The 24,555-nt window shown below is 70.8% G+C and carries 19 protein-coding genes and 6 pseudogenes; 11 read left to right on the top strand and 14 right to left on the bottom strand.

The features are described 5' to 3' along the window. Nucleotides 1-13: 13 nt before the first annotated feature. Both G9272_RS04845 and G9272_RS04840 read right to left on the bottom strand, forming a co-directional pair. The gene (locus G9272_RS04845; protein WP_171395369.1) at nucleotides 14-913 is read right to left on the bottom strand and encodes a universal stress protein; all 900 of its coding nucleotides are present in this window, start codon (nucleotides 911-913) and stop codon (nucleotides 14-16) included. A gap of 377 nt (nucleotides 914-1,290) precedes the next feature. Beyond that, on the bottom strand, nucleotides 1,291-2,019 hold the full coding sequence (locus tag G9272_RS04840) for a TetR/AcrR family transcriptional regulator (protein WP_171395368.1): 729 nt from the start codon (nucleotides 2,017-2,019) through the stop codon (nucleotides 1,291-1,293). Between the two features lie 90 nt (nucleotides 2,020-2,109). Here G9272_RS04840 and G9272_RS04835 point away from each other — a divergent pair, with 90 nt between their 5' ends. Further along, the gene (locus G9272_RS04835; RefSeq protein ID WP_171395367.1) at nucleotides 2,110-2,970 is read left to right on the top strand and encodes an SDR family oxidoreductase; all 861 of its coding nucleotides are present in this window, start codon (nucleotides 2,110-2,112) and stop codon (nucleotides 2,968-2,970) included. Nucleotides 2,971-3,106: 136 nt separating this feature from the next. Beyond that, nucleotides 3,107-3,943: pseudogene (locus G9272_RS04830) on the top strand (integrase core domain-containing protein). Nucleotides 3,944-4,044: 101 nt separating this feature from the next. Here the strand turns inward: G9272_RS04830 and G9272_RS44690 are convergent. From G9272_RS44690 to G9272_RS45085, 6 genes and pseudogenes are all read right to left on the bottom strand, one after another. Continuing rightward, a complete protein-coding gene (locus G9272_RS44690; RefSeq protein ID WP_216377802.1) occupies nucleotides 4,045-4,203 on the bottom strand; it encodes a hypothetical protein in 159 nt (52 codons plus the stop codon). Next, complete coding sequence (locus tag G9272_RS44685; RefSeq protein ID WP_216377801.1) at nucleotides 4,200-4,712, bottom strand: hypothetical protein; 513 nt, start codon at nucleotides 4,710-4,712, stop codon at nucleotides 4,200-4,202. Before G9272_RS44685 ends, G9272_RS44690 begins: the two co-directional genes overlap by 4 nt. 198 nt (nucleotides 4,713-4,910) lie before the next feature. After that, nucleotides 4,911-5,819, bottom strand: a complete 909-nt coding sequence (locus G9272_RS04820) for a DUF1918 domain-containing protein (protein WP_171395366.1) — start codon at nucleotides 5,817-5,819, stop codon at nucleotides 4,911-4,913. A gap of 199 nt (nucleotides 5,820-6,018) precedes the next feature. Continuing rightward, a complete protein-coding gene (locus G9272_RS04815; RefSeq protein WP_171395365.1) occupies nucleotides 6,019-6,306 on the bottom strand; it encodes a DUF1876 domain-containing protein in 288 nt (95 codons plus the stop codon). A 35-nt stretch (nucleotides 6,307-6,341) separates the two neighbouring features. After that, nucleotides 6,342-6,857, bottom strand: a pseudogene (locus G9272_RS45090) (nicotinate phosphoribosyltransferase); the annotation flags it as partial. Nucleotides 6,858-6,860: 3 nt separating this feature from the next. Beyond that, a pseudogene (locus G9272_RS45085) lies at nucleotides 6,861-7,538 on the bottom strand (universal stress protein); the annotation flags it as partial. Between the two features lie 260 nt (nucleotides 7,539-7,798). Between G9272_RS45085 and G9272_RS04800 the strand changes: the two are divergent. The 4 genes and pseudogenes from G9272_RS04800 to G9272_RS04785 form a co-directional block, all read left to right on the top strand. After that, a complete protein-coding gene (locus tag G9272_RS04800; protein ID WP_171395364.1) occupies nucleotides 7,799-8,668 on the top strand; it encodes a universal stress protein in 870 nt (289 codons plus the stop codon). Further along, the gene (locus tag G9272_RS04795; protein WP_253267706.1) at nucleotides 8,661-10,181 is read left to right on the top strand and encodes an AAA family ATPase; all 1,521 of its coding nucleotides are present in this window, start codon (nucleotides 8,661-8,663) and stop codon (nucleotides 10,179-10,181) included. Before G9272_RS04800 ends, G9272_RS04795 begins: the two co-directional genes overlap by 8 nt. An 86-nt stretch (nucleotides 10,182-10,267) precedes the next feature. After that, nucleotides 10,268-10,482 (top strand): annotated as a pseudogene (locus G9272_RS04790) (alcohol dehydrogenase catalytic domain-containing protein); the annotation flags it as partial. A 16-nt stretch (nucleotides 10,483-10,498) separates the two neighbouring features. After that, nucleotides 10,499-10,711, top strand: a pseudogene (locus tag G9272_RS04785) (AMP-binding protein); the annotation flags it as partial. 135 nt (nucleotides 10,712-10,846) lie between these two features. Here the strand turns inward: G9272_RS04785 and G9272_RS04780 are convergent. After that, a complete protein-coding gene (locus G9272_RS04780; protein ID WP_171395363.1) occupies nucleotides 10,847-12,418 on the bottom strand; it encodes an oleate hydratase in 1,572 nt (523 codons plus the stop codon). 592 nt (nucleotides 12,419-13,010) lie between these two features. Between G9272_RS04780 and G9272_RS46375 the strand changes: the two are divergent. Continuing rightward, nucleotides 13,011-13,412, top strand: a pseudogene (locus G9272_RS46375) (universal stress protein); the annotation flags it as partial. A gap of 46 nt (nucleotides 13,413-13,458) precedes the next feature. Here G9272_RS46375 and G9272_RS46370 read toward each other — a convergent pair. The 3 genes from G9272_RS46370 to G9272_RS04765 form a co-directional block, all read right to left on the bottom strand. Beyond that, nucleotides 13,459-13,626: a hypothetical protein gene (locus tag G9272_RS46370; protein ID WP_437184392.1), complete on the bottom strand. Its 168-nt coding sequence runs from the start codon at nucleotides 13,624-13,626 to the stop codon at nucleotides 13,459-13,461. A gap of 497 nt (nucleotides 13,627-14,123) precedes the next feature. Then, nucleotides 14,124-16,784, bottom strand: a complete 2,661-nt coding sequence (adhE, locus tag G9272_RS04770) for a bifunctional acetaldehyde-CoA/alcohol dehydrogenase (protein WP_171395362.1) — start codon at nucleotides 16,782-16,784, stop codon at nucleotides 14,124-14,126. 217 nt (nucleotides 16,785-17,001) lie between these two features. Then, nucleotides 17,002-17,712: a CBS domain-containing protein gene (locus tag G9272_RS04765; protein ID WP_171395361.1), complete on the bottom strand. Its 711-nt coding sequence runs from the start codon at nucleotides 17,710-17,712 to the stop codon at nucleotides 17,002-17,004. A 572-nt stretch (nucleotides 17,713-18,284) separates the two neighbouring features. Here G9272_RS04765 and G9272_RS04760 point away from each other — a divergent pair. The 3 genes from G9272_RS04760 (at nucleotide 18,285) to G9272_RS04750 (ending at nucleotide 21,381) form a co-directional block, all read left to right on the top strand. Beyond that, nucleotides 18,285-18,977, top strand: coding sequence for a response regulator (locus G9272_RS04760; protein ID WP_171395360.1), 693 nt, complete (start codon nucleotides 18,285-18,287; stop codon nucleotides 18,975-18,977). Nucleotides 18,978-19,118: 141 nt separating this feature from the next. Beyond that, on the top strand, nucleotides 19,119-20,147 hold the full coding sequence (gene gap, locus G9272_RS04755; protein ID WP_171395359.1) for a type I glyceraldehyde-3-phosphate dehydrogenase: 1,029 nt from the start codon (nucleotides 19,119-19,121) through the stop codon (nucleotides 20,145-20,147). 244 nt (nucleotides 20,148-20,391) lie between these two features. Next, a complete protein-coding gene (locus tag G9272_RS04750) occupies nucleotides 20,392-21,381 on the top strand; it encodes an Acg family FMN-binding oxidoreductase (RefSeq protein WP_171395358.1) in 990 nt (329 codons plus the stop codon). A 245-nt stretch (nucleotides 21,382-21,626) separates the two neighbouring features. Here the strand turns inward: G9272_RS04750 and G9272_RS04745 are convergent, their stop codons facing one another. Both G9272_RS04745 and G9272_RS04740 read right to left on the bottom strand, forming a co-directional pair. Then, nucleotides 21,627-22,310 (bottom strand): CBS domain-containing protein, encoded by a 684-nt coding sequence (locus G9272_RS04745; RefSeq protein WP_171395357.1) that lies wholly within the window; start codon nucleotides 22,308-22,310, stop codon nucleotides 21,627-21,629. A 37-nt stretch (nucleotides 22,311-22,347) separates the two neighbouring features. Further along, nucleotides 22,348-22,812, bottom strand: coding sequence for a cyclic nucleotide-binding domain-containing protein (locus tag G9272_RS04740; protein ID WP_171395356.1), 465 nt, complete (start codon nucleotides 22,810-22,812; stop codon nucleotides 22,348-22,350). Nucleotides 22,813-23,131: 319 nt separating this feature from the next. Between G9272_RS04740 and G9272_RS04735 the strand changes: the two genes are divergently transcribed. Next, nucleotides 23,132-24,538 carry an amino acid permease gene (locus tag G9272_RS04735; RefSeq protein ID WP_253268168.1) on the top strand — a complete coding sequence of 469 codons (1,407 nt, stop codon included), beginning with the start codon at nucleotides 23,132-23,134 and terminating at the stop codon, nucleotides 24,536-24,538. The last annotated feature ends 17 nt before the right edge of the window (nucleotides 24,539-24,555 follow it).

Raw genomic sequence — 24,555 nt, 5'->3', positions numbered from 1 at the left:
CCGTACGGCGACCTCAGACCAGGTGAGGGACGACGGCGACCGGGCAGGCGGAGTGGTGCAGCAGCGCGTGGGCGACGCTGCCGAGTTGCAGACCGAAGTGCCCGTGCCGGCGCTGAGCGCCGACGACGATCAGGTCGGCATCGGCCGATGCCTCCAGCAGGACACGGTGGGCGGGGCCCTCGACCGCGCGCCGGCTGACCTCGACCTCGGGGTGCTCCCGTACGACCTCGCGCAGCGCGTCGTCGAGGTGAGCCGAGACTTGCTCCTCGGGCGTCCCCGCGGTGTCCGTCGCGAGCCGGGGGTCACCCGGGACGGACTCCGCGGGAGGGGAGCCCGGCGCGTGGTCCGGACTGCGCCAGGCCCGTACGGCGGTCAGGGCGCAGCCCCGCGCCTCGGCCTCGCGGGCGGCGAACCGTACGGCACCCGTGCCGCCGGTCACAGCGCCGACTCCCACCACGACCCGGCCGAGGGACCCCCGGAGGTTGCGCTCCTCGCCTCGGACGACGACGACCGGGCACATGGCATGAGCCGCCACCGTGAGGCTGACCGACCCCAGCAGCAGCCCGGCGACCTCGCCGCGCCCACGTGCGCCCGTGGCCAGGGCGAACGCCTCGGACCCGGCCCGCAGCAGCGTGGAGACCGCATCGGCGGCCACTACGTCGGCGGACACCTTCACGTCGGGGTCGCGAAGCCGGGCGCGTTCCGCGCAGGAGGCGACGATGTCCTGCGCCATGACCTCTCCGGCGGGGCGATCGGTGCTGAAGGAGGGCCTGACTCTTTCGTAACGCTCCCAGAGGGAGGCATGGACGAGCCGCAGCGACAGTCCGTGGCGTGCGGCTTCGTCCGCCGCCCAGTCGACCGCCAGCAGGCTGGATTCCGATCCGTCGACGCCCACGACCAGCGGGAGTTCCATCGGGGGCACCGCCTTCCGTCCCGTTGCTGACAGACCCCCTGTGAATACCGTCGCACCCCCCGCGCGCCGCCGCGACATACGGGCGGGCGCTCGGATCGGGTGGCCGTCGGCGGGTTGCGGTGCGCCAGGTCGCGACAACGCTGGAGACGTACGGCCCGACCAACCACCCGACGCGCTCCTCAAGGACCTGGACATGTGATGTGTCTTGACCACGAGCGTTGTTAACAGTCGGCGTGATCAAGGTTGGCGGCACGTTATGGGCAAGGGGAAGCCAGCCGGAGTCGCGTGGTCGCCCACCGTCTCATCCCGTGGACGCCGCTTCATCGCACGATCTCTCCTCGGGAGGTTCAACCTGCACGAGGGCGCCTGACGCGTGATCAGGCATGTGGCGCGCCACCGTCCGCCGCCAGGCGCGTGAGCCACTCACGCAGCAGGCGCTGCTCGGCGTCGCTGAGGACATCGGCACCGTCGGGGAGGGCGGCGCGCAGCGCGCGGGCCGCCGCGGGGGGACCGGACTCCGAGGCGGGGACCACCGGCTCGGCGCGAGTAACAGCCGCGACCATGGACTCGCGCAGGACGGTCAACAGCGCCGGATTGCGGCGGTCCGCAGGGGTGGAGTGCCAGGTGGTGACCGCGCCCTGGCCGGTTGCCTGGATGATCTGGGCGGCCAGCTCCTCGTCGACCCGCAGCCACCCCCCGGCCGCCAGTCGACGCACCCGCCCATGGAGGATCTCCAAGCCCGCGCGGTGTGCTGCGTCCGGTCCCCGGCCGACGGCCCGGTTCATCACCGCGAACAGCTCGGGGCTGGAGACCCCGAACTCGACCACCATGTCCCAGCCCCGGCGAAGCTCCTCCACCGGGTCCTGTGGGGCGGGGTCGAGCTGCGCGCGCTTTCTCTCCAGGAACTGCGCGTAGCCGTGCTCGACGACGGCTTCAAGAAGCCCCTCCTTATCGCCGAAGAGGCGGTAGATCGCCGGCGGCTGCATTCCGGCCGCGGCCGCGACCGCGCGGGTGCTCACCGCGTCAGGGCCGCCGTTCTCCAGCAGCTCGACGGCGGCCTGGACGATGCGGCGCCGAGGGCTGTCGGTTGAGTCGCGCGTAGCCATGAATCGATGGTACCGAGAATCTGGTTCCATCGGAAATTTCCAGTGTTACCGTTACTGTGATTCCGTCGGAAACAGTTTACGGAGAGCTCAATGATCATCGTCACCGGAGCCACCGGAAAGCTCGGCCGCCGCACCGTCGAGCGCCTCCTGGAGCGCGCCCCCGCCAACCGCGTCGGCATCAGCGTCCGCGACCCCGCCAAGGCCCAGGACCTCGCCGACCGCGGCGTCCGCGTCCGGCAGGGCAGCTTCGACGACCCCACCTCGCTCGTACACTCCTTCGAGGGCGCCGAGCAACTGCTCCTCGTCTCCCTCGACCGCACAGGCCAGGAATGCGTCAGCGGCCACCGCGCCGCCATCGACGCCGCCGTGCAGGCCGGCGTCGGCCGCATCCTCTACACCAGCCAGATGGGCGCCGCCCACGACGCCCGCTTCCAGGCATGCCGGGACCACGCCCAGACCGAGGACCTGCTGCACGCCACCGGCCTGCCCTGGACCGCGCTGCGCAACGGCTTCTACGCCTCCAGCGCCCTGCAGTTCCTGGAGCCCACCCGCCACACCGGCGACATCGCCCTCCCTGCCGACGGCCCCGTCGCCTGGACCGCCCACGACGACCTCGCCGAGGCCACTGCGGTGATCCTCGCCGAGGAGGCCCGCTTCGAGGGGCCCACCCCGCCGCTCACAGGCCCGGCGGCGCTCGACTTCGACACCATCGCCGAGATCGCGTCCGAGGCCACCGGACGGCCCTTCACCCGCACCGTCGTCCCCGACGACGTCTTCCGAGAGCAGGTCCTGGCGCACGGCGCCCCGGTCCCGATCGCCGACCTGATGCTGAGCATCTTCGCCGCGTCGCGGAATGGCGAGTTCACCGCCGTCGACTCGACGCTGGCCGAGCTGATCGGGCGAAAGCCCGCCACGTTCCGTACTCAGCTGGAGCGTGCCTGGGCCGAATAGATCCAGTGGGGCGCGCAGACAGCCCGGCCTGGCTCGCCGCCCACAAAGGCTCGTCCTCTGTCGCCCGAGGACGTCGATCACCAGATCGGCGGCCTCGGGCACAAGCCCAGACTCCACACCATCCCAGAGGTTTCCCATGCCCCATCCCCATGCCCGGCTGACCATCCACGGCAGACGGCTCCTGGTCGATGGGGTCCGCGCTGGCAGCCCCATCGCCCACGTCGCCGAAGAAATGGGCGTCTCCCGCACCACGGCCCACAAATGGGTACGGCGCCGGCGAGCCGAAGGCGATCCGGGGTTGTATGACCGCGCGCTGGATGGACCGGCGTCGTCAGGGGTCGGCTGGACCCACCGGTCAGATCGTCCGACGCTACGAACGATCACGTCCCGGCGAACTGGTCCACGTCGACATCAAGAAGCTCGGCAACATTCCCGACGGCGGCGGACATCGGATCATGCCCCGCCAGCAGGCCGCCGGCAATCGGCAGGCCACAACCGACGCGCGTAGGGGCGGCAGTCCCGTGATCGGCTACAGGTTCGTCCACACAGCCGGCGACGATCACTCCCGGCTCGCGTGCAGCGAGGTTCTGACCGACGAACGCAAAGAGACCGCGGCCTCTTTCTAGCAGCGTGCGAATATCTTCTTCGCCGAGCACGGCATCACCGTCGAGCGCGTCCTTACCGACAACGGCTCCTGCTACAGATCCCGCTGTTCGGCCAGACTCTCAGCGCCGCCGACATCGTCCATAAGGGCACGCGCCCCTATCGCCCGCAGACGAACGGCAAGGTGGAGCACCTAAATCGCACCCTGCTCGACGAATGGGCATACGTGCGCCCGTACTCCAGCAACGCCGAACGCACCGAAGCCCTGGCGGACTTCCTCCACACCTACAACTACCACCGGTGCCACACCGCACTCGACGGCCAACCACCCATCAGCCGTGTCAACAACCCTGCGGGTCAATACAGCTAGCCGAGGAGAGGGCGGTGAGCGCCCAGGAGCACATGACCACTCCCGGGGTCACGGTCCGCCCCCACGTCCGGGTGTGAACCCCGGACGTGGACAGTCCAGGGTCAGGCTTCGATGTCGAGTACCTCCGACACAGGGCGGCGCGGCGTGCCGGGACCGTTGGGGCCGCAGCCCAGGCGCAGCAGGACCTGTGTGTAGCCGGTCCCGGCCATCGGGTCACGCAAAGGCCAGCGCAGGTCCTTCCATTCGAGAGGCTGGGTCACGAAGGAGCTGGCGAGGCCCTCGTGGGTGGCCAGCAGCAGGAGCGTTCCATCGCCTGGCCGGCGCGGAGCCAGTCCTCCGGGCGGTCGTGATCCGTGCTGACGAGAGCCAGCTGAGGGTTCTGCTCGAAGTCCGCCGCGTAACGACCCGCCGCGTGCCGGCGGCCGGCGAAGTCGCGCATGGGCGCCTTGCCCCCGCGCTTGCGCGGTCCGAAGGCGTAGTGCGGGACTCCGTCGTCGGCGGTGCTCACCGACGGGGCGTCGATACGCGTCCACCGGGCCAGGTCCTGGTCGCTGCCGCGGTCGGTGATGTTGCGGGCCTCGGCTTCCTGAACCAGTTCCAGTACTTCCCACAGATGCCATGAGTCGGGAAACGCCAGTGCCGCTCCCTCGACGCGAGCACTCGCGGCGAGCGCCGCCCGCACGACCTCGGGGATCTGTCTCTCCTCGAACGGGTAGCGGCTGCTGTGCCGTTGGCGGATCGCCGGATACAGCGCGCCGAGGCCGCTCACACCGTTCGTACGGCCGGCCAACCGCACGCTCGCAAGGAGTGGCCCGGTCGGCGAGGTCGGGCAGCAGCAGGGTTTCCGGGTGCCAGCCCGCGTGGGCGACGGCGGCCCTCAGGTTCAACAGGGAAAGCACGGCTCTGCCAGAGATAACAGCAGTCGGGACGGAAGCGCTCTTCACTGGCCCGGCCCGCGACTGCCTGGTCATCCATCGGCTGGAGTGATGCGGCGGCCCGTGAGGTGCGCGGGCCGGATCGACACCCACATCTCGCGTTCACCACCCGGCCATGGCGTGGTGTGGGCGTGTTCGGTGAGCCTGCGCACGGAGTCAGGCTCCGTCACGACGCTCGCGGGGCCGACGGCGAGGACACTCCAGCCCTGACTCAGGGCCTCGTCCATGTGATCGACCTCGAAGGCGACCTCGGTTCCGACGGCTGCCGCGGGCGTGGAGTCCGGCGCGGTCCGGAAGACGATCGCGTCATCGACGACCTCGTAGTTGACCGGTACGACCGCCGGGCGGCCGTCGGACGCCGACACCGCGATGCGCCCCACGCCGTGGGTGGAGAGCAACGTGCGGCATTCCTCCGGGCCGAGGTCCCGCAGTTCAGGATGCAGCAGTGCCTGTCCTTGGCCGGGTGGCAGATCCATTCCTCCGCCGCGCAGCGTGGTGACCGTGGTGCCCAGTGCGTCGGCCAGCCTGATGAGGGTCGCCACACTCGGGTCGGCAGGCCGCTCCTCCAGGTACTCCAGGTATCCGGGGGACATTCGGGCGCGGCGGGCCGTCTCCTCGCGGCTGAGCCGCTGTCGGTGGCGTTCGACGGCCACGCGTCGGCCGATGTCACCGGGGCCGGGGGCCCTGGCCGGCATGGCCTCCGCCTCGGCCGTGTCGGGGCCGGAGGGGGTGCCGGTGCTCTCGGGCCGGCCGTGCTCGAGATGGCGGATGTGTGCGTCGGGCCCGGGGAACACGAGCGTCACTTCGTCCGTGTCCGACCAGCGCACGTCGTAAGGAGGCGTTCCGTCCTCGTGATGGAGTCCGACGATCTCGCCGTCGCGCTTGGCGGCGCCGGTCGTCGTGCGTTCGATGACGAGTTGGTCGCCGAGGTGAGCTCGCATGACGTCCGCCCTCTCCGCAGAATGGTGCTGTATCCAACGTGCCACGCGCGACGGGCAGCCGCACGGGACCGATCAGCCTGGGAGGCTGCGCCGACTGACTACAGTTCCCGCAGGGCTGCCGGAAGCCCACCTCTGCTGTGCCGTGCGCGGGAGGTGTCATGGCTGGTCCCTCGACTTCTGACTTGGGGATCGCCGTCGGTCACGTGGGCCACCCGGCGACCTCCCCGCCGTGTGGCTGCGGTGCGCCCATGCCCTTGATGTCGCGCTCTGCGGTCTTCAGTAGTTGCCTGGCCAGGTCGTTCATGGCCCGGCCCGTTGCCAGTTCGTCACCGATCTCCGGCACGTTCGAGTCCGCCGGATGGCAGTGCGCGGTCCCGTGACCGGTGAGTTCTGTGGTGCCGGTGTCCAGGGTCAGATGTGCCTTCGTCGTTCCCGCGTCGTCCTCGAACAGATGAAGACGAACCGTCCATTCCAACGTATGTGGCATCGCTTTCCTCCTCACCTCGGTACGGGCCGATGCGATCCGGACGGGGTTCGTTCGTCGGCGCAGCCGGGGCGGCGGAAGACCTGTTTGCGGCCGGGTGCCGTCACCTTCGCCGATGAGAGCTTCATCACCGGGTGGCCGTCGGGCTCGACCAGCTTGTACGCGGAGTCCAGGTACGGTGCGTCGGCCGACACGCCGACACGGGTGCCCACGGCGTACGTGTCGATCGGTGCCCCGGAGCGCACGAGGTCGTCCACGGCGTACTCGTCGAGACCACCACTGGCGACGATCCGCACGTCCGGCAGCCCCGCGTCGTCAAGGATCGACCGGGCCCGTACCGCCAGTTCCCCGAGGTCGCCGCTGTCCAGCCGCACGGCGGAGCCGGGCCCGCGGTCCAGGTCCCGCAGGACGCGTGCCGCGACACGGACGCCTTCCTCCGTGTCGTAGGTGTCCACCAGCAGGGTCACCGGGCCGGGATGGCACCGGGCGAAGACGCGGAACGCCTCCTCCTCCGAGGCGAACGCCTCCACGAAGGAGTGAGCCATCGTGCCGACGGGGCGCCTGCGGGCGCCGACGACCAGCAGGTCCGCTTCCGACGCCGCGTCCAGCAGCGCTCGGCGGGCCGGGCCCTCGATCACCCTGGAGCTCACCCGGGCGTCGCGATACCGCTCCGCAAGGCCGCGCAGGGCCCCGTCGAGGACCTGTGACGGCGGGCGCCGATGGGCCTCCATGGCGTACTACGACGGAGCCGGCCGCGTGGTGAGAGCTCTGGATGACGGATTCCAGGCGTGCACCGCCGTCAGCCGGCAGCTCCGCACCTGAGCCTCCCGCAGAGCGAACTGCAAAGCCGTGCCGATGCCCTCCCCCTCCTCGACACCGACGACGATGTTCCCGAACTGGCCGTCCCTGTGCTCAGCGGCACCTCGCACCACGACCACCGGGCAGTCCGCTCGTGCCGCCACGGCCAGGCTGACCGCGCCCAGGAGCATTTCGGCGAGGTCTCCCAGACCTCTGGACCCGAGCACCAGCGCGAACGCGTTGCGTCCCCTGTCGACGAGGGCAGCGGCGGCGTCCTCGTGCAGCACCTCGCTCGACAGCTGCGCCCTGGGAGCTCTTCCCCTGGCGCGTTCCGAGGCGGCACTGATCACGTCGGACGGCTCGCGGTCACCGGCCGCCGCGTGCACGAGGTGGAGCGGCACGCTGTGCCGGACTGCCTCGTCGGCGGCCCAGTCCATCGCCTCCAGACTGGCTTCGGACCCGTCGATGCCGACCACCAGGGAATCGCCACCGCACCTGTCTCCTCTCGTGGCGGGTGCCACGTGACCGGCCTCCCCTCCACGGCTCCACATGCGCCGGAGAGGGGATTGGGGTACTCCTCGAAGGAGAGAAGCACCGCGCCTCGGCATGTCGGCGACGTCCGGAGCATGCACCCATCGGACTCGTTCACCGTCACCCACCGTCGTATCCAGCTTCGTACGAGACGGAGGCCGCCGCCATGCAGCCAGTCATCACCGTGGGCCTCGACGGCTCACCCGAAAGCCTCGCCGCCGCCCGCTGGGCCGCCGAAGAGGCCGAGAAGCGCCGGCTCACGCTGCGCCTGCTGCACGCGTGGCCCCTGCTCGCGCCGGAACCCGCCCATGCCCACTCCGAGGTCGATCAGAACTATTGGGCGAAGCGTCTCGTGCACACCGCGCGGGCCGAACTCCAAGCCCGCCACCCGGGCCTGACCATTGTCGGGAGCCTGGTGGCCGACGACGCTCAGGAGGCCCTGCTCCAGGCGGCGTCGGAGTCCGAGCTGGTGGTGCTCGGCTCGCGGGGGCTGGAGCCCGTCGAGAGCTACTTCCTGGGCGACGTCAGCATGCCCGTCGTGGCCCGGGCGGAGCGGCCGGTGGTACTGGTCCGCGCCGAAACCCGGGTGGAGGGAACACCTCCGGCCCCTGCGGGCCGCGTGGCCGTGGCCCTGAAACTGAACGGATCCTCCGACGACCTGCTCGACTTCGCGTTCCACACCGCCGCGGCCAGGGACGTTCCGCTGGTGGCCGTGCACGGCCGGAGCGTGCCGCTTCACGCGCGCGTGCCCTGGGGGGTTGACCACGCCGCCACGGACGAGATGACGCGGGACGCGCAGAGGGAGTTGAGCAAGGCGCTCGGCCCCTGGCGCGAGAAGTACCCGCGGGTCGACGTGGCCGACAGCATCCGTCTCGCAAGCCCCGCCAAGGCCGTCGTGCAGGCCGCCGAAGGCGCGGCGCTGCTGGTCGTCGGCCGGCGGGCACACCGGCACGGTGTGGCACCCCACCTGGGTCCGATCGCCCACGCGGCCATCCATCACGGGCGCTGCCCCGTCGCCGTCGTCCCTCATGACTGAGCCCGGCCACCACGGGCCACCGCCCCCGCGCGCGGAGGTGTGCGAGACCCATACCGCGATCGTGTTCTTCGCCGGGGACCGCGCCTACAAGGTCAAGAAGCCGGTGGACCTGGGTTTCCTGGACTACACCACGCGGGCGGCGCGCCGGCACGCGTGCGAACGCGAGATCGCTCTCAACCGCCGCTTCGCCCCCGACGTCTATCTGGGCCTGGGCGAGTTCAGCAGTCCCGACACGGAGGCGCCCGAACCACTTGTGGTGATGCGCCGCATGCCCGCGGACCGGCGTCTCTCCCGCTTGGTCCGAGAGGGCGTCGCCCTGGACGACGTCCTGCGGGCCGTAGCCCGGCACCTCGCCGCGTGGCACGCGGAGGCGCCCCGTGGTCCGGAGGTGGACGAGCAGGGCACGCGGGACGCCCTGTCGTCGCGCTGGGAGGCCAGCTTCGCGCAGATCCACGTGATGGCCGACGACGGCTCCGTGCCCGAGGGGATGACGGAGACGGAGCAACTGGTGCGCCGCTATCTCGCAGGCCGCGAGCGGTTGTTCGCCTCCCGCATCCAGCAGGGGCGGGTGGTCGACGGCCACGGTGACCTGCTCGCCGAGGACGTCTTCTGCCTCGACGACGGCCCTCGCATCCTCGACTGTCTGGAGTTCGACGACCGGCTGCGCTACGTCGACGGCTTGGACGACGCGGCCTTCCTCGCCATGGATCTGGAACACCTGGGGGCCCCGGAGGCCGCCGCGTACTTCCTCGCGCGGTACGGCGAATACTCCGGCGACCGCGCTCCCGCGTCGCTGTGGCACCACTACGTCGCCTACCGCGCGTTCGTCCGCGCCAAGGTCTCCCTGATCCAGGCCCGCCAGGGTGCGCCGGGCGCGGAGGTGGCGTCACGACGGCTGGTCTCGACGACGCTGCGTCACCTGCGCACCTCCGCTGTCGGCCTGACCGTCGTCGGCGGGCTGCCGGGCAGCGGGAAGTCCACCCTCTCCGGTGCGCTGGCCGACCGGCTGGGGGTCACCCTGCTCAGCAGTGACCGCGTCCGCAAGGAACTGGCGGGCATTCCCGCGGAGCAGTCCGCGGCGGCCGGCTACGGCGAAGGCCTGTACACACCGGAATGGACCGCCAGGACCTACGCCACCCTCCTCGACCGGGCGGCCGCCCTGCTGTCCGCCGGCGAGTCCGTCGTTCTGGACGCCACCTGGTCCGACACCGCACAGCGTGAAGCGGCACAGCGCGTGGCCGAACGCACCAGCGCCGACCTGGTCGCCCTGCACTGCCACGTCCCGGACGACGTGTCAGCGGCCCGCCTGAGCACGCGCGCCCCCGGCCCGTCCGACGCCGACCTCGACATCGCCACCGCCATGGCGGCCGGGGAACCCGCGTGGCCCGAGGCCGTCGCCGTCGACACCAGCGGCCCGTTGGAGTCCGCGGTCGCCAGGGCGCTGGCAACCGTACGCCCCTGGGGCACAGGCCAGGCCCCGGTCTTCCGCCGCCCCTACATGGAACCGGACTGACGGGACACGCACGACGACCCGGGTCCGTGTTGTCAGGGTGTTCCGCCGGGGTGACCGTGGAGGTGGGGGAACGAGGAGTGAGTACCGTGCGAGCGCTCGTCTATCACGGCCCGGGCACATCTCCTGGGACACCGCCCCGGACCCCGCGATTGAGGAGGCGACCGACGCGATTGTGCGCGTCGACGCCACCACCGTCTGCGGCAGTGATCTGCACATCCTGCGCGGAGACCTCCCCGAGGTGAAACCGGGGACGGTCCTTGGCCACGAGGCCGTGGGTGAGATCTTGGATCACATCGGTCGTCCCACCCCGTCTCGACATGGCCCACGAGGCGGTCGACCTGCACGCGGCGTCCGCCCACGCGGACAAGGTCGCCCTGCGCTGCGTCGCTCGGGACGACTCCGTCTCCACCGTCATGTACGCGGAACCGGCCCGACGTACGGCGCGTTTCGCGAACGTTCTGCGGTCACTCGGCGTCGGCCGCGGAGACCGGGTGTTCACCCTGCTCGGCCGCTGCCCCGAGCTGTACACAGCAGTGCTCGGCACCTTGAAGAACACCAGCGTGCTGTGCCGGCTCTTCTCCGCCTTCGGCCCCGGAATCCCCGCCTCGACTTCGTCAGCCGGTCGAGCGGCTCACCGTCCGGTGGCGGTCGGACCGCGCTCCTGGCTACCGGCGGTGCATGGTCTCCAGAGCTCCGGCGAGGACGTGGGGATCGTGGTGGCCCTTGTAGACCGCGGGTGGTTGCTTTTCGAGGCCGAGGAGTCGGGACACCGCCGTCCAGGCGGTGCGTACGGAGTACTCGACGGTGAAGACGACGTCGTCGGGCACCTCGGCGAACTGCCCGATGAAGGCGAGGTTGACCGATCCCTCGGGAACGACCTTGGGACGGTCGTCGCGCCGACGGGCCAGGAACTGGCTGGTGATGTACGGCATCACGCAGGGCACGACGGTGGAGGTGGCCAGGACGCGGGCCGTGAGTGCCTCGTCGAACCGCAGGTGGCGCAACACTTCTTCCAGGATCTCCCGGCCGGAGCACATCGTCATCGGTTTGGGCGTGTGGTTGCCCGCGCGGCCGGGGAAGAGGCCGTAACCCCACCAGACCGAGACCCCGTCGGGCTGGTGGCGGTAGACGGGCTGGCGCTGGGCGACGATGGTGAGCAGCCAGTTGGAATCGGTGAACGTCATCAAGCCGGCCTTGCCCGTGTCCCGGCCCGTGAACTCCTCCAACGCCTGGAGGAAAGCGGGATCCTTGGTCGTGACGGTGAACGACTCCCAGCGGGACTCCTTGACGTGCTTGTCGAAGGCGGCGGGGTTGCCGAAGTCCTCACGCCCCCGGGCAAGCCGGTGCCACAGCAGCCAGGCATCGGAGCGATGGGGCGCCGGTGGGGGCGCCGCGCTGTGTGAGCCGAGGCTGGAGGCATCGGTCATGGAGCCGTTCGTGACCAGGACCAGGTCCCCGGGAGCGACGGTGATCTTCTCGTCGTGGCCGCCACGGGTGAGGTGGACGGTCTGCACGGTGCCACTCCGAGGACCGGGTGTGAACCCGAGGTCGGTGACACTGCAGCCGGTGTGGAAGGTGACGCCGCGCTCGCGCAGCCAGGTCGTCAGCGGCAGCACGATGGAGTCGTACTGGTTGTAACGGGTCCGCTGGATCCCTGACATGGAGGCGAACTCGGGGAAGAGGTGGACGAAGCGCCTGAGGTAGCGGCGGAACTCGATCGCGCTGTGCCAGGGCTGGAAGGCGAACGTGGTGCACCACATGAACCAGAAGTTCGTGGTGAAGAAGTGTTCGCCGAAGCAGTCGGTGATCCGCTTGCCGTCCAGATGTCCTTCAGGGGTCGCCAGACACCTGACCAGGTCTATCCGGTCCCGCTCGGAGAACCCCATCGAGCGGACGTCGACGATCTTTCCCTCTCCGTCGACGAGACGGCTGATGTCGTCCCAGGCGAAGTCCTCGTGCCCGGCCAGGGTCTCCTGGGTCACCGACACCGAGGGGTCGTCGAGGGAGGGGATGCCGGACAGCAGGTCGTACGTGCAGCGGAACTCGGCCTCGAACATCCGCCCGCCGCGCATCGTGTAACCCGTCTCCGCCGTGCCACCCGCGTCCAGGCTCCCGCCGATGTTCCGCTGCTCCTCGTAGAGGTGGATGTCGGATCCGTCGAAACCGCCGTCGCGGATGAGGAACGTCGCCGCGGCGAGCGCGGCGATGCCGCTGCCCACCAGATACGCCTTGGCCACCGCACAACTCCTTGTTCTGTCCAGCTGATCGGGAACCGCACGGCCACTCTCGTCCGTGCCGCGACGGCGGTCAGTGGGCCGATGGTCACCGGCTGGGTCCGTATGGCCCATGCGGCGGGGCCGGCCGGCCGTTCGAGGACGAGGGCAGAGGGCATACGAAGGGCAGACGAAGGCCCGGCCGGTGGACCGTCACCGACCGGCCCGTCCTTGCCTCGGACTCACGCCGGGCGGGGGTCCGCCTTCCGTGTCGGCACCGAGGTGATCGGAGGAGGAGAGCTGCGGCGATGTCGCGGTGCCCCGGTCGCTGGGTCGGGTGTGGCCTCTTCGGGCCCGGCGCGAGGACCACGGCCTCTGACGGGGCCGTGGCCGGGCGCACACGCTGGTGGGACAGAACCCCCGTCCTACGCCCACGCGTTAGAAGGGCATCATGCACAACACCCGCCTGGACGCCATGAATCCCGAGACCCCTCGCCGCACCGTCGATCCACAACACCCAGCCATGGCGTTTCGGCCTGGACACTGGAGACCAAGGCCGTGGAGGGCGGCGTCGTGCCGGCGCTGACGAAGGAGAGCGAGGAAGCGGACCACCGTCGTGGGCGCCCGGGGGTTCGGCGGTGTCGTCGGCGTTCTGGCACGCTCGGTGAGCCGGCGCCTGGCCGCGCACGTGCGAGGCCCGCTGTTGGTCGTCGGAGGGGATCACCCCTGCGGTGAGGGGCGTGGAGTGCTGCTCGGACTGGAGAGCGACGCCGAAGCGGCTGCCGTGTACGCGTTCGAGGAGGCGGCGCGGCGCGGCGTGAGGCTGCGCGTCCTGCATTCCTCGACACACCGCCACACCGCACCCGAATTACCGTCGCTGGTGGCCGCGACCAGCCCCGGCCGGGAGCGTCAGGCGAGGCAGAGCCGAGCGGAGGAGGCTGTTCCGCGGTTCGGCATCGCTCGGCTGCGGGAGGCGCACCCGACCATCGAGGTCGACAGCCGCACGGTGCGCACCGGTCCGGCACAGGCCCTGCTGGCCGGTACGCGGGAGGCCGGTGTCGTGGTCATCGGCGCGCGCCCGCCGTGCGGGTCGGTTCGGCCTTCAGCTGGGCCCGGTCGCGCACGTCCTGCTGCAACTCCCACTGTCCCGTGGTGCTGGTGCCGACGACGTGAGCGTGTCGTCCGACTGTCCGGCCGCCCGCCTCCATGGTGCGTTCCCGTCTCCGGGACACGTCGCGTGTCCGACGATCGCGTCGGGCACGCGACGCACCGACCAAGATGTGTCGGCGGCCTGCCGGCCCGCGAGCCGCGACAGGACACCCGTCGCCCCGTGCCGCCCGCGTGAGAACTCGCGGGCGGCACGGGGCGTGATCGCGGGGTTCGGCTGCCCGGCCGTGCTCGACCGGTTCCTCAGGGCCGGTTCCCGGGAGGGGCGGTCAAGAGGGGCGCTGTCCTTCGGAGCGCGGTCATGCGCGAGATGAGGGGCGAGGGGCGCGGCGGCCATGGCGGACGCCCTCCCGAGATGCCGGGACCGACCGGGATCATCGTGGCGGCCCCTGTCTGCCTCCGCAGAGACTGCGAGGCGGAGGCGGAGGACCGGCGGACGAGCTGCGAGGGCGCCGTGCCGGGAGCTGGGCATGGCCGAATGGACTTGTCCCCGGGCTCCCGGCACGGCACGGCACGGCGGAACGGCACGGCACGGCTCCTCGCGTGGCAGGCACCGCCGGATCTACTGTTCGGGTGTGCCTGTCGGCCCGTGGAAGGCGGCTCGCATGATCCCCTGCATGTCGTCGAGCATGGGCATCCGCGGGTTGGCGGGAGCGCACTGGTCTTCGTAGGCGTTCATGGCCTGTTGGGGCAATGCGTCGAGGAAGGTCCTCTCGTCGATGCCGAGGGACTGGAACGACGGTTCGATGCCCACGGCGTCGCGCAGACGCTCCACGGCGCGGGCAAGGGATTCGACGCCCTCGGCCGGGGTGCCGGCCGGCAGGCCCAGGGTGCGGGCGATGTCCTGGAAGCGTTCGGGAGCGCGGTAGCTCTCGTACTTGGGCCAGCCCGTGAGCTTGGTCGGAACGGTGCCGTTGTAGCGGATGACGAGGGGGAGCAGGACGGCGTTGGTCCTGCCGTGCGCGATGTGGAACGTGGCGCCGAGGGTGTGGGACATGGCGTGGACGATGCCGAGGAAGGCGTTTCCGAAGGCCATGCCCGCGATGGTGCCGGCGTTGTGCATCTTCTCGCGCGCCTGCGGGCTGTCCGTCCGGTCGTTCACGGCGGCCTCGATGTGGCCGAAGATCAGCCGAATCGCGTGCAGGGCGAGGCCGTCGGTGAAGTCGTTGGCGTAGACGGACACATACGCCTCGATGGCGTGGGTGAGGGCGTCGAAGCCGCTGTCCGCCGCCAGCGCCGGGGGCAGCCCGGTGGTGAGCAGGGGGTCGACTATGGCCACGCTCGGCGTGAGCGCGTAATCGGCGAGCGGGTACTTCTTGCCGGTCGCCGGGTCGGAGATGACGGCGAAGGGGGTGACCTCGGCGCCGGTGCCGGAAGTGGTGGGCACGCACACGAGACGGGCCAGACGACCGAGGACGGGGAAGCGGAAGGCCCGCTTGCGGATGTCGGAGAACTTCTGCCGCATGTCCGCGAAATCGATGTCCGGCTGCTCGTACAGCAACCACATCACCTTGGCCGCGTCCATCGGCGAGCCGCCGCCCAGCGCGATGATCGTGTCCGGCCGGAAGTCACGCATCAGCCGGGCGCCGCGCTGCACGGAGTCGATGCTCGGCTCGCGTTCGACGTTGTCGATGATCTGGACGGTCACCGGCTCGTGGCGCCGCTGGAGCACGCGCGTGACGCGGTCGACGAAGCCGAGGCGGGTCATCGTCGCGTCGGTGACGACCGTGACCCGGTGCACGTCCGGCATGGACGCCAGGTACCGGATCGCCTGCGGCTCGAAGTAGATCTTCGGCGGCACCTTGAACCACTGCAGGTTGTTGCGGCGGGTGCCGACCCGCTTGACGTTCAACAGTTGCGCGGCGGACACGTTGTTGGACACCGACGTGCTGCCCCAGGAGCCGCAGCCCAGCGTCAGCGACGGCAGCAGGCCGTTGTAGATGCCGCCGATCGCACCCTGCGAGGACGGCGCGTTCACGATGATCCGCACGGTCTTCATCCGCTTCCCGTACGCCTCCGCCAGCGCGCGGTCCTCGGTGTGGATGACGGCGCTGTGGCCCTGGCCGTGGAAGGCGACCATGTCCGCGGCCAGGTCGAAGCCCTGCCGTTCCGAACGGGCGCGCAGGACGGCGAGCACCGGGCAGAGCTTCTCCCGGGTCAGCGGCTCCTCCGGGCCGACCCGGTCCGTCTCGACCAGGATGAGCGACGTGTCGGCGGGCACCCGGAAACCCGCGCGCTCCGCGATCCACTCGGGACTCCGGCCCACGGCGGCGGCGTTGACCTTGGGCTCACAGCCCGCACCCGCGGTGCCCGCAGGGAACAAGAAGGTCTCCAGCTTCGCCTTCTCCTCGGCGGTCGCCAGGTGGGCGTGCAGCGTGCGGAACTCGGCGAGCGCCGGGTCGTAGATCTCGTCGTCCAGGATGACGGCCTGCTCGGAGGCGCAGATCATGCCGTTGTCGAAGGACTTGGACAGCACCAGGTCGTTGACGGCGCGGCGCAGCCTGGCGCTCTTGTGGACGTACGCGGGGACGTTGCCGGCGCCGACCCCCAGGGCGGGCTTGCCCGCCGAGTAGGCCGCCCTGACCATGGCGTTGCCGCCCGTGGCGAGTATCAGCGAGACGCCCGGGTGGCGCATCAGAGTGCCGGTCGCCTCGACGGACGGAGCCTTGATCCACTGGATGCAGTGCTCGGGCGCTCCCGCGGCGAGGGCGGCGTCGCGCACGACGCGGGCCGCCTGCGCGCTGCAGCGCTGGGCGGAGGGATGGAAGGCGAACACGACGGGGTTGCGGGTCTTCAGCGCCATCAGCGCCTTGAAGATCGTGGTGGAGGTCGGGTTGGTGACGGGAGTGACCGCGCACACCACGCCGACCGGTTCCGCCACCTCGACCATGTCCTCGATGTCGTCGCGGGCGATGACGCCCACGGTCTTCATGGGAGCCATGCTGTGGGTGACGTGCTCGCAGGCGAACATGTTCTTGGCCGCCTTGTCCTCGAAGACGCCCCGTCCGGTCTCCTCCACCGCGAGGCGGGCCAGCGCGGTGTGCTGGTCCAGAGCGGCGACCGACGCCTTCTTGACGATGTGGTCGACCTGCTCCTGGTCCAGGGCCTCGTAGTCGGCCAAGGCCTTGAGTCCGTTGGTGACGAGCTGGTCAACGGCGATGACGGTGTCCGACGGCGCCTCGGCGGTGGCCCTGGTCGCGGTGCGGTCGTCGTGGCGGGTCATGGGTGTGCCTCCGTCGTCGAGAGGTGAGGCCGCACTTTCCGGCGGCCGTACGAGAGCGGCGCCGTGGATGACCGGTGCCGCTCCGTCAGCAGCGTCTCGTCGGCAGCGCTGCCCCGAGCAGGTCCTCCCGGTTCCCGGCGGGTGCCTGACCGGCCCCGAATGCGCGGGCCGAGTGGCCCTTACTCCCTGTGGAACGCTGCGCGGTGCGAGCCGCTTGTCAGAGCGGCCAGGGGTGCGCGATCCCGCCCGTGTGCCGCTCGGGCGGACGGGTGTCGTCGACGCGGGACGTGAGGTTGTTCACGACGCCCACCACTCCGTCCACCCGCCACGTCAGCTGGATGGCGAGGGGGATGCCGCTGCGCTGCTCCAGCCGACCCCGCAAGGTGACCATGCCGTCCCGGACCGAGACGTCCACCGTGTGGGGCGGCACGCACATGGCCCGCGTCAGCACGTCCTCGAGCACTTCCCGGCCGATCTCCTCGTCCGTGCGCAGGAAGACGCGCAACAGGTCCCGTCGGGTGGCGATGCCGATCAGCCGGTCCTCCTCGTCCACCACGGGAAGCCGGTCCACGTGGCGGCGTTCCATGATGCGTGCGGCGTCCGCGACGCGCTGTTCGGGGTGCACGGAGATGGCGGGCGTCGACATCAGCTCGCCCGCGGTCGTGGCCCGGGCCGCGGCCGTCGCGTCAGGGGTGGCGCCGCGCGCGGACTCGCGGCCACGCCGGACGCGGCCGTGAGGGGGCCGCGCCGCCTGATGGCGGATCAGGTCGGTTTCGGAGATGACCCCGAGGACCTTGTCGTCGTCGTCCACCACGGGCACGCCGCTGATGCGGTGCCGGTCCAGCAGGCGTGCCACGTCCTTGAAGGGTGTCTCCCGGCGCGCTTCGACGACCTCGCTGGTCATCACCTCGCCGACGATGCGGGTCATCACGCCACTCCTTCCATCGACCATCCGCGAGACAAGCGCGGCGGACGGTGTTGTGCCCGGACGCCCACAGGCCGGAAGCCCTGTGCGGCAGGTCGTCCGTGGACGCACCGGGGCCGGAGCGCACGGGCTGTGTCGGCCGCCGGCCGTCGATGTCCCTACGGGCCGTCCCGGGGAACCGGCCCCCGGTACGAATCCAGCGTCCGGCACGACGAGCCGCCGGGGCAGGGGCCAACCGTCCCGAAGCCGGGACCGAATGCCCCGACTCCAGGAATCCGGCCCTGTCACCTGCGCAATCCGCCGCTTCGGGATGCGCGCGATCGGGCGCAGGGGCGCGCAGGAAGGGAGATCGTCGACGATCTCCCGCCGCCCACGGGTGGTCCGAGCAACGCGGCGAGGGCCTTGCTCGACACCGGAGTTCGACGGTCCGCAGCAGTGTAGGGCCGACCGGCCCTGGCCCTTCGGCCCTGGAACGCGCACGATCTACGGTAGGCAGGGACCGGGGCACGCGGTGGGCGTCTTCCGGCGCAGGTACGAGGCGCAGGTACGAGACGGCGCAGAACGAGGAGCATTCGATGGCGGACGGCAAGCGGCCCGGACCCGACGATCCGATCCAGGTCTTCCTGCTGGACGACCACGAGGTGGTACGCCGCGGGGTGCGCGACCTGCTGAACGACGAGCCGGACATTGACGTGGTCGGTGAGGCGGGCACCGTGGAACAGGCACTGGTGCGTGTCCCCGCGCTGCGCCCGCAGGTGGCGGTGCTCGACGTCCGCCTGCCGGACGGCGACGGTGTGACCGTCTGCCGGGAGCTGCGGTCGCGCATGCCGGAGCTGGCCTGTCTGATGCTGACCTCGTTCGACGACGAGGAGGCACTGCTCGACTCCATCATGGCCGGCGCCTCCGGATACGTCCTGAAGCAGATCCAGGGATCGGACCTGGTTTCGGCGGTCCGTACCGTGGCCGCCGGCCAGTCCCTGCTCGACCCCAGCGCCACCGCCAGGCTGATGGCCCGCCTGCGCCAGGGCCCGGAGCCGGAGCCGGAGCCCGACGCCATCCCGGGCCTGACGGACCGGGAGCGGGAGATCCTGGCCCTCATCGGTGAGGGACTGACCAACCGGCAGATCGGTCAGCGGCTCTACCTCGCGGAGAAGACGGTCAAGAACCACATCTCACGGCTGCTGGCCAAACTCGGCGTGGAGCGCCGCATCCAGGCGGCCGTCATCGCCACCCAGGCCCAGGACCGGCTCAGGCAGCAAGGCCGCTGAGCCCGTCCGCACGCCGGCTCCACCGGGCCGAACGGCCCTCCTCCCAGCCCCGTGCGGCCCAAGCCGGATCCCCTTCCCGGCCGTCAGGATGGCAGCGCACCCGGACATCAGCGGACGGTACTCATCGGGAGGATGACGGACATGAGCGTGCGCGTCGGCATCAACGGCTTCGGCCGCATCGGACGCAACTACCTGCGCTGCGTGCTGGAGCGCGCGGAGACCTCGGCCGGCACATCGGTCGAGGTCGTCGCGGTCAACGACCTCACCTCGCCGGCGGCGCTGGCCCATCTGCTGGAGTTCGACTCTACGTACGGCCGGCTGCACCGCGTGGTCGAGCACGACGACACCTCGCTCACGGTCGACGGGCACCGGATCGCCGTGACCGCCGAGCGCGACCCGGCAGCTCTGGCCTGGGGTGACGCCGGAGTCGATGTCGTCATCGAGTCCACCGGCCGGTTCCGTACCCGCGAGCAGGCGGGACTGCATCTGAAGGCCGGCGCCCGCAAGGTACTGCTGTCGGTGCCGGGCAAGGACGTCGACGCCACCGTGGTGATCGGCGTCAACGAAGGCACGTACGACCCGGAGCGCCACCACGTGGTCTCCAACGCCTCCTGCACCACCAACTGCGTGGCGCCCATGGTGAAGGTCATCGACGAGCACTTCGGCCTGGTCAAGGGCCTGATGACCACCATCCACGGCTACACCAACGACCAGGTGGTCCTGGACGGCCCGCACAAGGACCTGCGCCGTGGCCGCAGCGCCGCCGTCAACATCATTCCCACCAGCACCGGGGCCGCGCGTGCCGTCGGTCTGGTGCTGCCGGAGCTGGCCGGGACCCTGGACGGCATCGCCGTGCGGGTGCCGGTCGAGGACGGCTCGCTGACCGACCTGAGTGTGGTCCTGGAGCGGCCCGTGACCGCGGACGAGGTCAATGCCACCTTCCGTGAGGCCGCCGACGGACCGCTCAAGGGCATCCTGCGGGTGTCCGACGCCCCGATCGTCTCCCGGGACGTCGTGGGCGATCCCGCCTCGTGCGTCCTGGACGCCCCGCTGACCCAGGCACACGGTGACCTGGTCAAGATCTTCGGCTGGTACGACAACGAGTGGGGTTACACCAACCGGCTGCTGGACCTCACGGAGTACGTCGCGGCCCGGCTTTCGCAGAGCTGACGAGCCTGGTCGCACGCGATGACCTCTCCGGACATGCGGGGGCCAGGGGCGACCTGGCCTTGCGTCCTGTGTTCGGACGTGGTGAATGGAGGTAGGGCACACCTGTACAGAGCTGCGCGTTCCCGCCGGGCGTCGGCCGGCGGGAACGCACACCGCTTCGAAGAAGCCCGCGTGTGCGGCGCCCCGCCCGTCACGACCGACGGGCCGGACTCGCCGCGTATCCCGAGCGTGTGAGGAGGATGCCATGGCATCCCGACTCGACGACAAGACGGTTGCGAAGCTGGTGGCCGAGGCCACGGCGGCGCCGTCCATGCACAACGCGCAGCCGTGGCGGTTCCGCTTCGTGACCGGTGAACGCCTCATGCTGTTGTACGCGGATCTCGAGCGGGCCATGCCCCGCTCGGACCCCGGCAACCGGGCGTTGCACATCGGCTGCGGGGCGGCGCTGTTCAACCTCCGCGTCGCCGCCGCGCATGCGGACCTCGTCGCGGAGACAGCACTGTCGCCCGATCCGCAGGACCCGACGCTGCTTGCGGCCGTACGTCTGCTCGACCCTGTCGGGCGTCTTGGGGACGACGACCTGGTGCGGCTGCACCCGGGGATCCAGCAACGGCACACGAGCCGCCACCCGTTCGCGGACAAGGCCGTCCCGGAAGACGTGCAGGCCACCCTGTGCGAGGCCGCGGCACGCGAAGGCGCCGAGCTGTTGTTCCCCGGCCCCTGGCACACCGAGACCGTTCTCGACCTCGTCCGCGACGCCGAGAGCCGCGACGTCATGGACCCCGGCTCCGACGAGGACCTGGTGCGCTGGACGCGGCTCGGGCCGGAAGCGGACATCGCCGTCGACGGCGTCCCGGAGTACGCCTTCGGTCCCCTCAAGCGGGACGGCAAGGCTCCCGTACGGGACTTCGCCGGCCGTCGGCGCGTGGCCGACCGTGGCACCACCACCTTCGAACACACCCCGCACCTGGCCCTGCTCAGCACCCCCGGCGACGGCTCCGACGACTGGCTGCGCGCGGGGCAGGCACTGGAACGCGTCCTGTTGGAGGCCACCCTGGCCGGCCTGGCCACCTCCCTGACCTCTCACGCGCTGGAGACCCGCGACCTGCGCCTGCTGGCCCGAGACCCCGGAGAGGGCACAGGCCAGGTACAGATGGTGCTGCGACTCGGCTACGGCCCGCGCGGGCCGGTCACGCCTCGGCGCGCGGTGGGGGAGGTCCTCGACCTCGCGTGACCTCGGCACGACGGGTTTCTCGGCGGGGCGTGCGCGGTTCCCCGCGTCTGGTGGCGGGCGAAGCCTGCACCGACGGCAGCCCGTTCCTTGCGGGCCGCGGGCACAGTGGGGGTGTCGCTCGCGGTCAGGTCGCCCTGATCACGGCGGCAGTCATGAGGCGCCTGCTCGCGGTGGTGCACGAAGGGGGACGGCGAGCCACCGATCGCGCCCAGATGGGCGAGGGCAGTGGACTCCGCCGGTGAGCGTCACCGCGGCGCGGCGGCTTCCTCCGGCTCGGGCGGCCCTCCGTGGGGAGCGAGGTCGAATTCCACGTCCACCACGCCCTCGACGGCACGGGCCAGACGTGCTGCCACCGGCACCAGTGCGGTGTCCCGGACGCGGCCGGTGAGCTGTACGACCCCGTCCCGCACGCTTACGAGCACGGCCGACTTCGGTGGGGGGAAGAGGTAGGACACGACCTCGCGCCGTACCTCCTCGGCGATCTCCTCGTCGTCGCGCAGGAAGACCTTGAGCAGGTCGGCGCGGCTGACGACGCCCTCGAGCATGCCCAGGGCGTCGACCACGGGCAGCCGCTTGACCTTCGCGCGCGCCATGGTGCGAGCCGCCTGTGCGAGGGTGGCGTCCGCGTGGACGGTGAGGGCAGGGGATGTCATCAGCTGCTCAGCGGTGAGCGCACCCGCCTTCTCCAGGTCCTTGAGACGCCGCAGCTGCGTATAGCGGTCGGGATCGCCGTCGCGGAACTCCTCCTTGGGCAGCAGATCCGCCTCGGAGACCACGCCGACGACCCGGCCCTCGCCCTCGATCACGGGCAGGGCGCTGATCTTCCACTCCTGCATCAGCTGGACGATCTCCTTGAAGGCCGCCCCGCGGCCGACCGCGGCGACCGTGTGGGTCATGACATCGCTGACGATGTGCGGGGTGCCGTGCATGGTCACTCCTTCGTTCCTCGTCCGGGAGCCGGCGGGGTCAGACGGAGCTGCCGGCGCCGTACGGGGCGTACAGGTCCAGCAGATGCGTCCTGGCCGAACGGAGCCGGTGGGCAAGGACCTGCCCCACCCACTGGGAGACGTCCCGGCCCAGGGCGGCGTCGTCCTGGCACAGGGAACGGACCGCCGCGCCGTCGAACTCGTAGGCCCTGACCGGTGTTGTCGCCTCGGCGCCCAGGTGCCACGCGTGCGGCGGGAAGAGCCAGGACCAGCCGACCAGTTCGTTGTGGCCGAGGTTCTCGATCACGGCGGGGCGTCGGCCGGGGACGCGCATGTCGAGGTCGATCCTGCCGGTGCGGATGATCCAGAACCGATCGGCGCGCGATCCCTCCTCGAACAGGCGGGTTCCCTGGGGAATGGACACCTCCCGGGCGAACCGCATCAACCGCTCGCGGTGTTCTGCGGTCAGGGAGCGAAGCATGGTGGGGGTGGGGGAAGGGCTCATGGCGTGCCTCCGCGAGGGCTGTACGACGTTCCACGGCCAGCGTGTGCGATAAGCCCCTGAGCAGGGCAGGGGCCACCCGGTCCCTTGGCCGGGACCTTCGGGCCACCCCGGGCCGGTCGGCCCTCGCGGCCCGGGACTCTCGGCACCGCTTCGGGCCGTGTGGCCGCTGCCTGCGCCCGGCACGGCGCAGAAAGATCGTTCACGGATCGACCCATCCGCACCGAACCGCACAAGGAGCACAGCCATGCCCAGGACCACCAGGACAGGGGAGCGAGCGGCGCCGGGACCGTCACTCGGTCTGCCCGCCGCGTCCTCGCTCGTGATCGGCACCATCATCGGCACGGGGATCTTCGCCCTGCCTGCCGCCCTGGCACCGTACGGACCGATCTCCCTGGTGGCGTTCGTCGTCGTGACGCTGGGCGCGCTGGCGCTGGCACTGACCTTCGGAGCCCTGTCGAAGAGGGCGCCGGCGAGCGGCGGGCCGTACGTCTATGCCCGCGAGGCGTTCGGGGAGTTCGCCGGATTCCTCAACGCGTGGTCGTACTGGATCACCGCCTGGGCCGGGAACGCGGCCATCGCCGTGGCATGGGTCGGTTACGTCGAGGTGTTCGTCAACACGGGCCACAAGACGTGGATCTCCATGGGGCTCGCCCTCGGCGGACTCTGGACCGCGGCCGCGATCAACCTCACCGGCGTCCGCAACATGGGCGCGTTCCAGGTGGTCACGACCGTGCTGAAGTTCGTCCCGCTCGTCTTCATGGCCACCGTCGGGCTGCTGTTCATCGACCCGGACAACTTCGGCACCTTCAACGCCGGCGGTCGGTCCGCCGTCGGCGCGATCTCGGCAGCGGCCGCCATCGCCCTGTTCAGCTACCTCGGCCTGGAGGCCGCCTCCGTGGTCGCCGGCCGGGTGCGCGATCCGGAGCGGAACGTGCCCCGTGCCACCGTGTACGGCACCCTCCTGTGCGCCGTCCTCTACATCCTCGGCACCCTCGCCGTGTTCGGCACCGTCTCGCACGGTGAGCTCGGCGCCACCTCCGCGCCGTTCACCGACTCCGCGAACAACATCTTCGGCGGTACCTGGGCCGGGGACGTCGTGGCTGTCGCCGCCGTCATCTCCGGCATCGGCGCCCTGAACGGCTGGACCATGCTGTGCGCCGAGATGCCGTACGCCGCCGCCCGCGACGGTCTCTTTCCCGGCTCCTTCGCCAGGCTTCGCGGGCAGAGCGGTGTCCCGGCGTTCGGTATCGTCGCCTCGACCGTGCTGGCCTCGTTGATCACGGTGTTCAGCTACTCGCGCTTCGAGGACGTCTTCACGAAGATCGTGCTGCTGAGCGTGCTGACTGCGGTGATCCCGTACCTGTTCTCCGCCGCCGCCCAGCTGTACTGGCTCCTGGTGCGCGGCCGGGAGAGCGTCGGCCCCCGGCGCCTGGCTCGCGATGTCACCGTCGCCGGTCTGGCACTCGTCTTCTCCTACTGGTCGATCCAGGGCAGCGGCTACCAGACCGTCTACTACGGGCTGTTCGTGCTGCTGCTCGGAGTTCCGGTCTACGTCTGGCTGAAGCGGGGCGAGGGCGTCTACGGCGGTACCGACCTGCCGATTCCCGCCGCCCGCGTTCCCCGGGAGGAGCGGGCGCCCAAGACGCCGACACCGCCCCGGGCGCGCCCGCGCGGCAGCGGCACCGGTTCCCTGCGTAAGCGCAACGTCCAGCCTCACCACGAGTGATCACCCTCACCAGGAAT

This window comes from Streptomyces asoensis, assembly GCF_013085465.1.
GTDB lineage: Bacteria > Actinomycetota > Actinomycetes > Streptomycetales > Streptomycetaceae > Streptomyces > Streptomyces cacaoi_A.
Note: the sequence above shows the minus strand (reverse complement) of the source record. Positions and strands in the feature narration are given on the sequence as shown.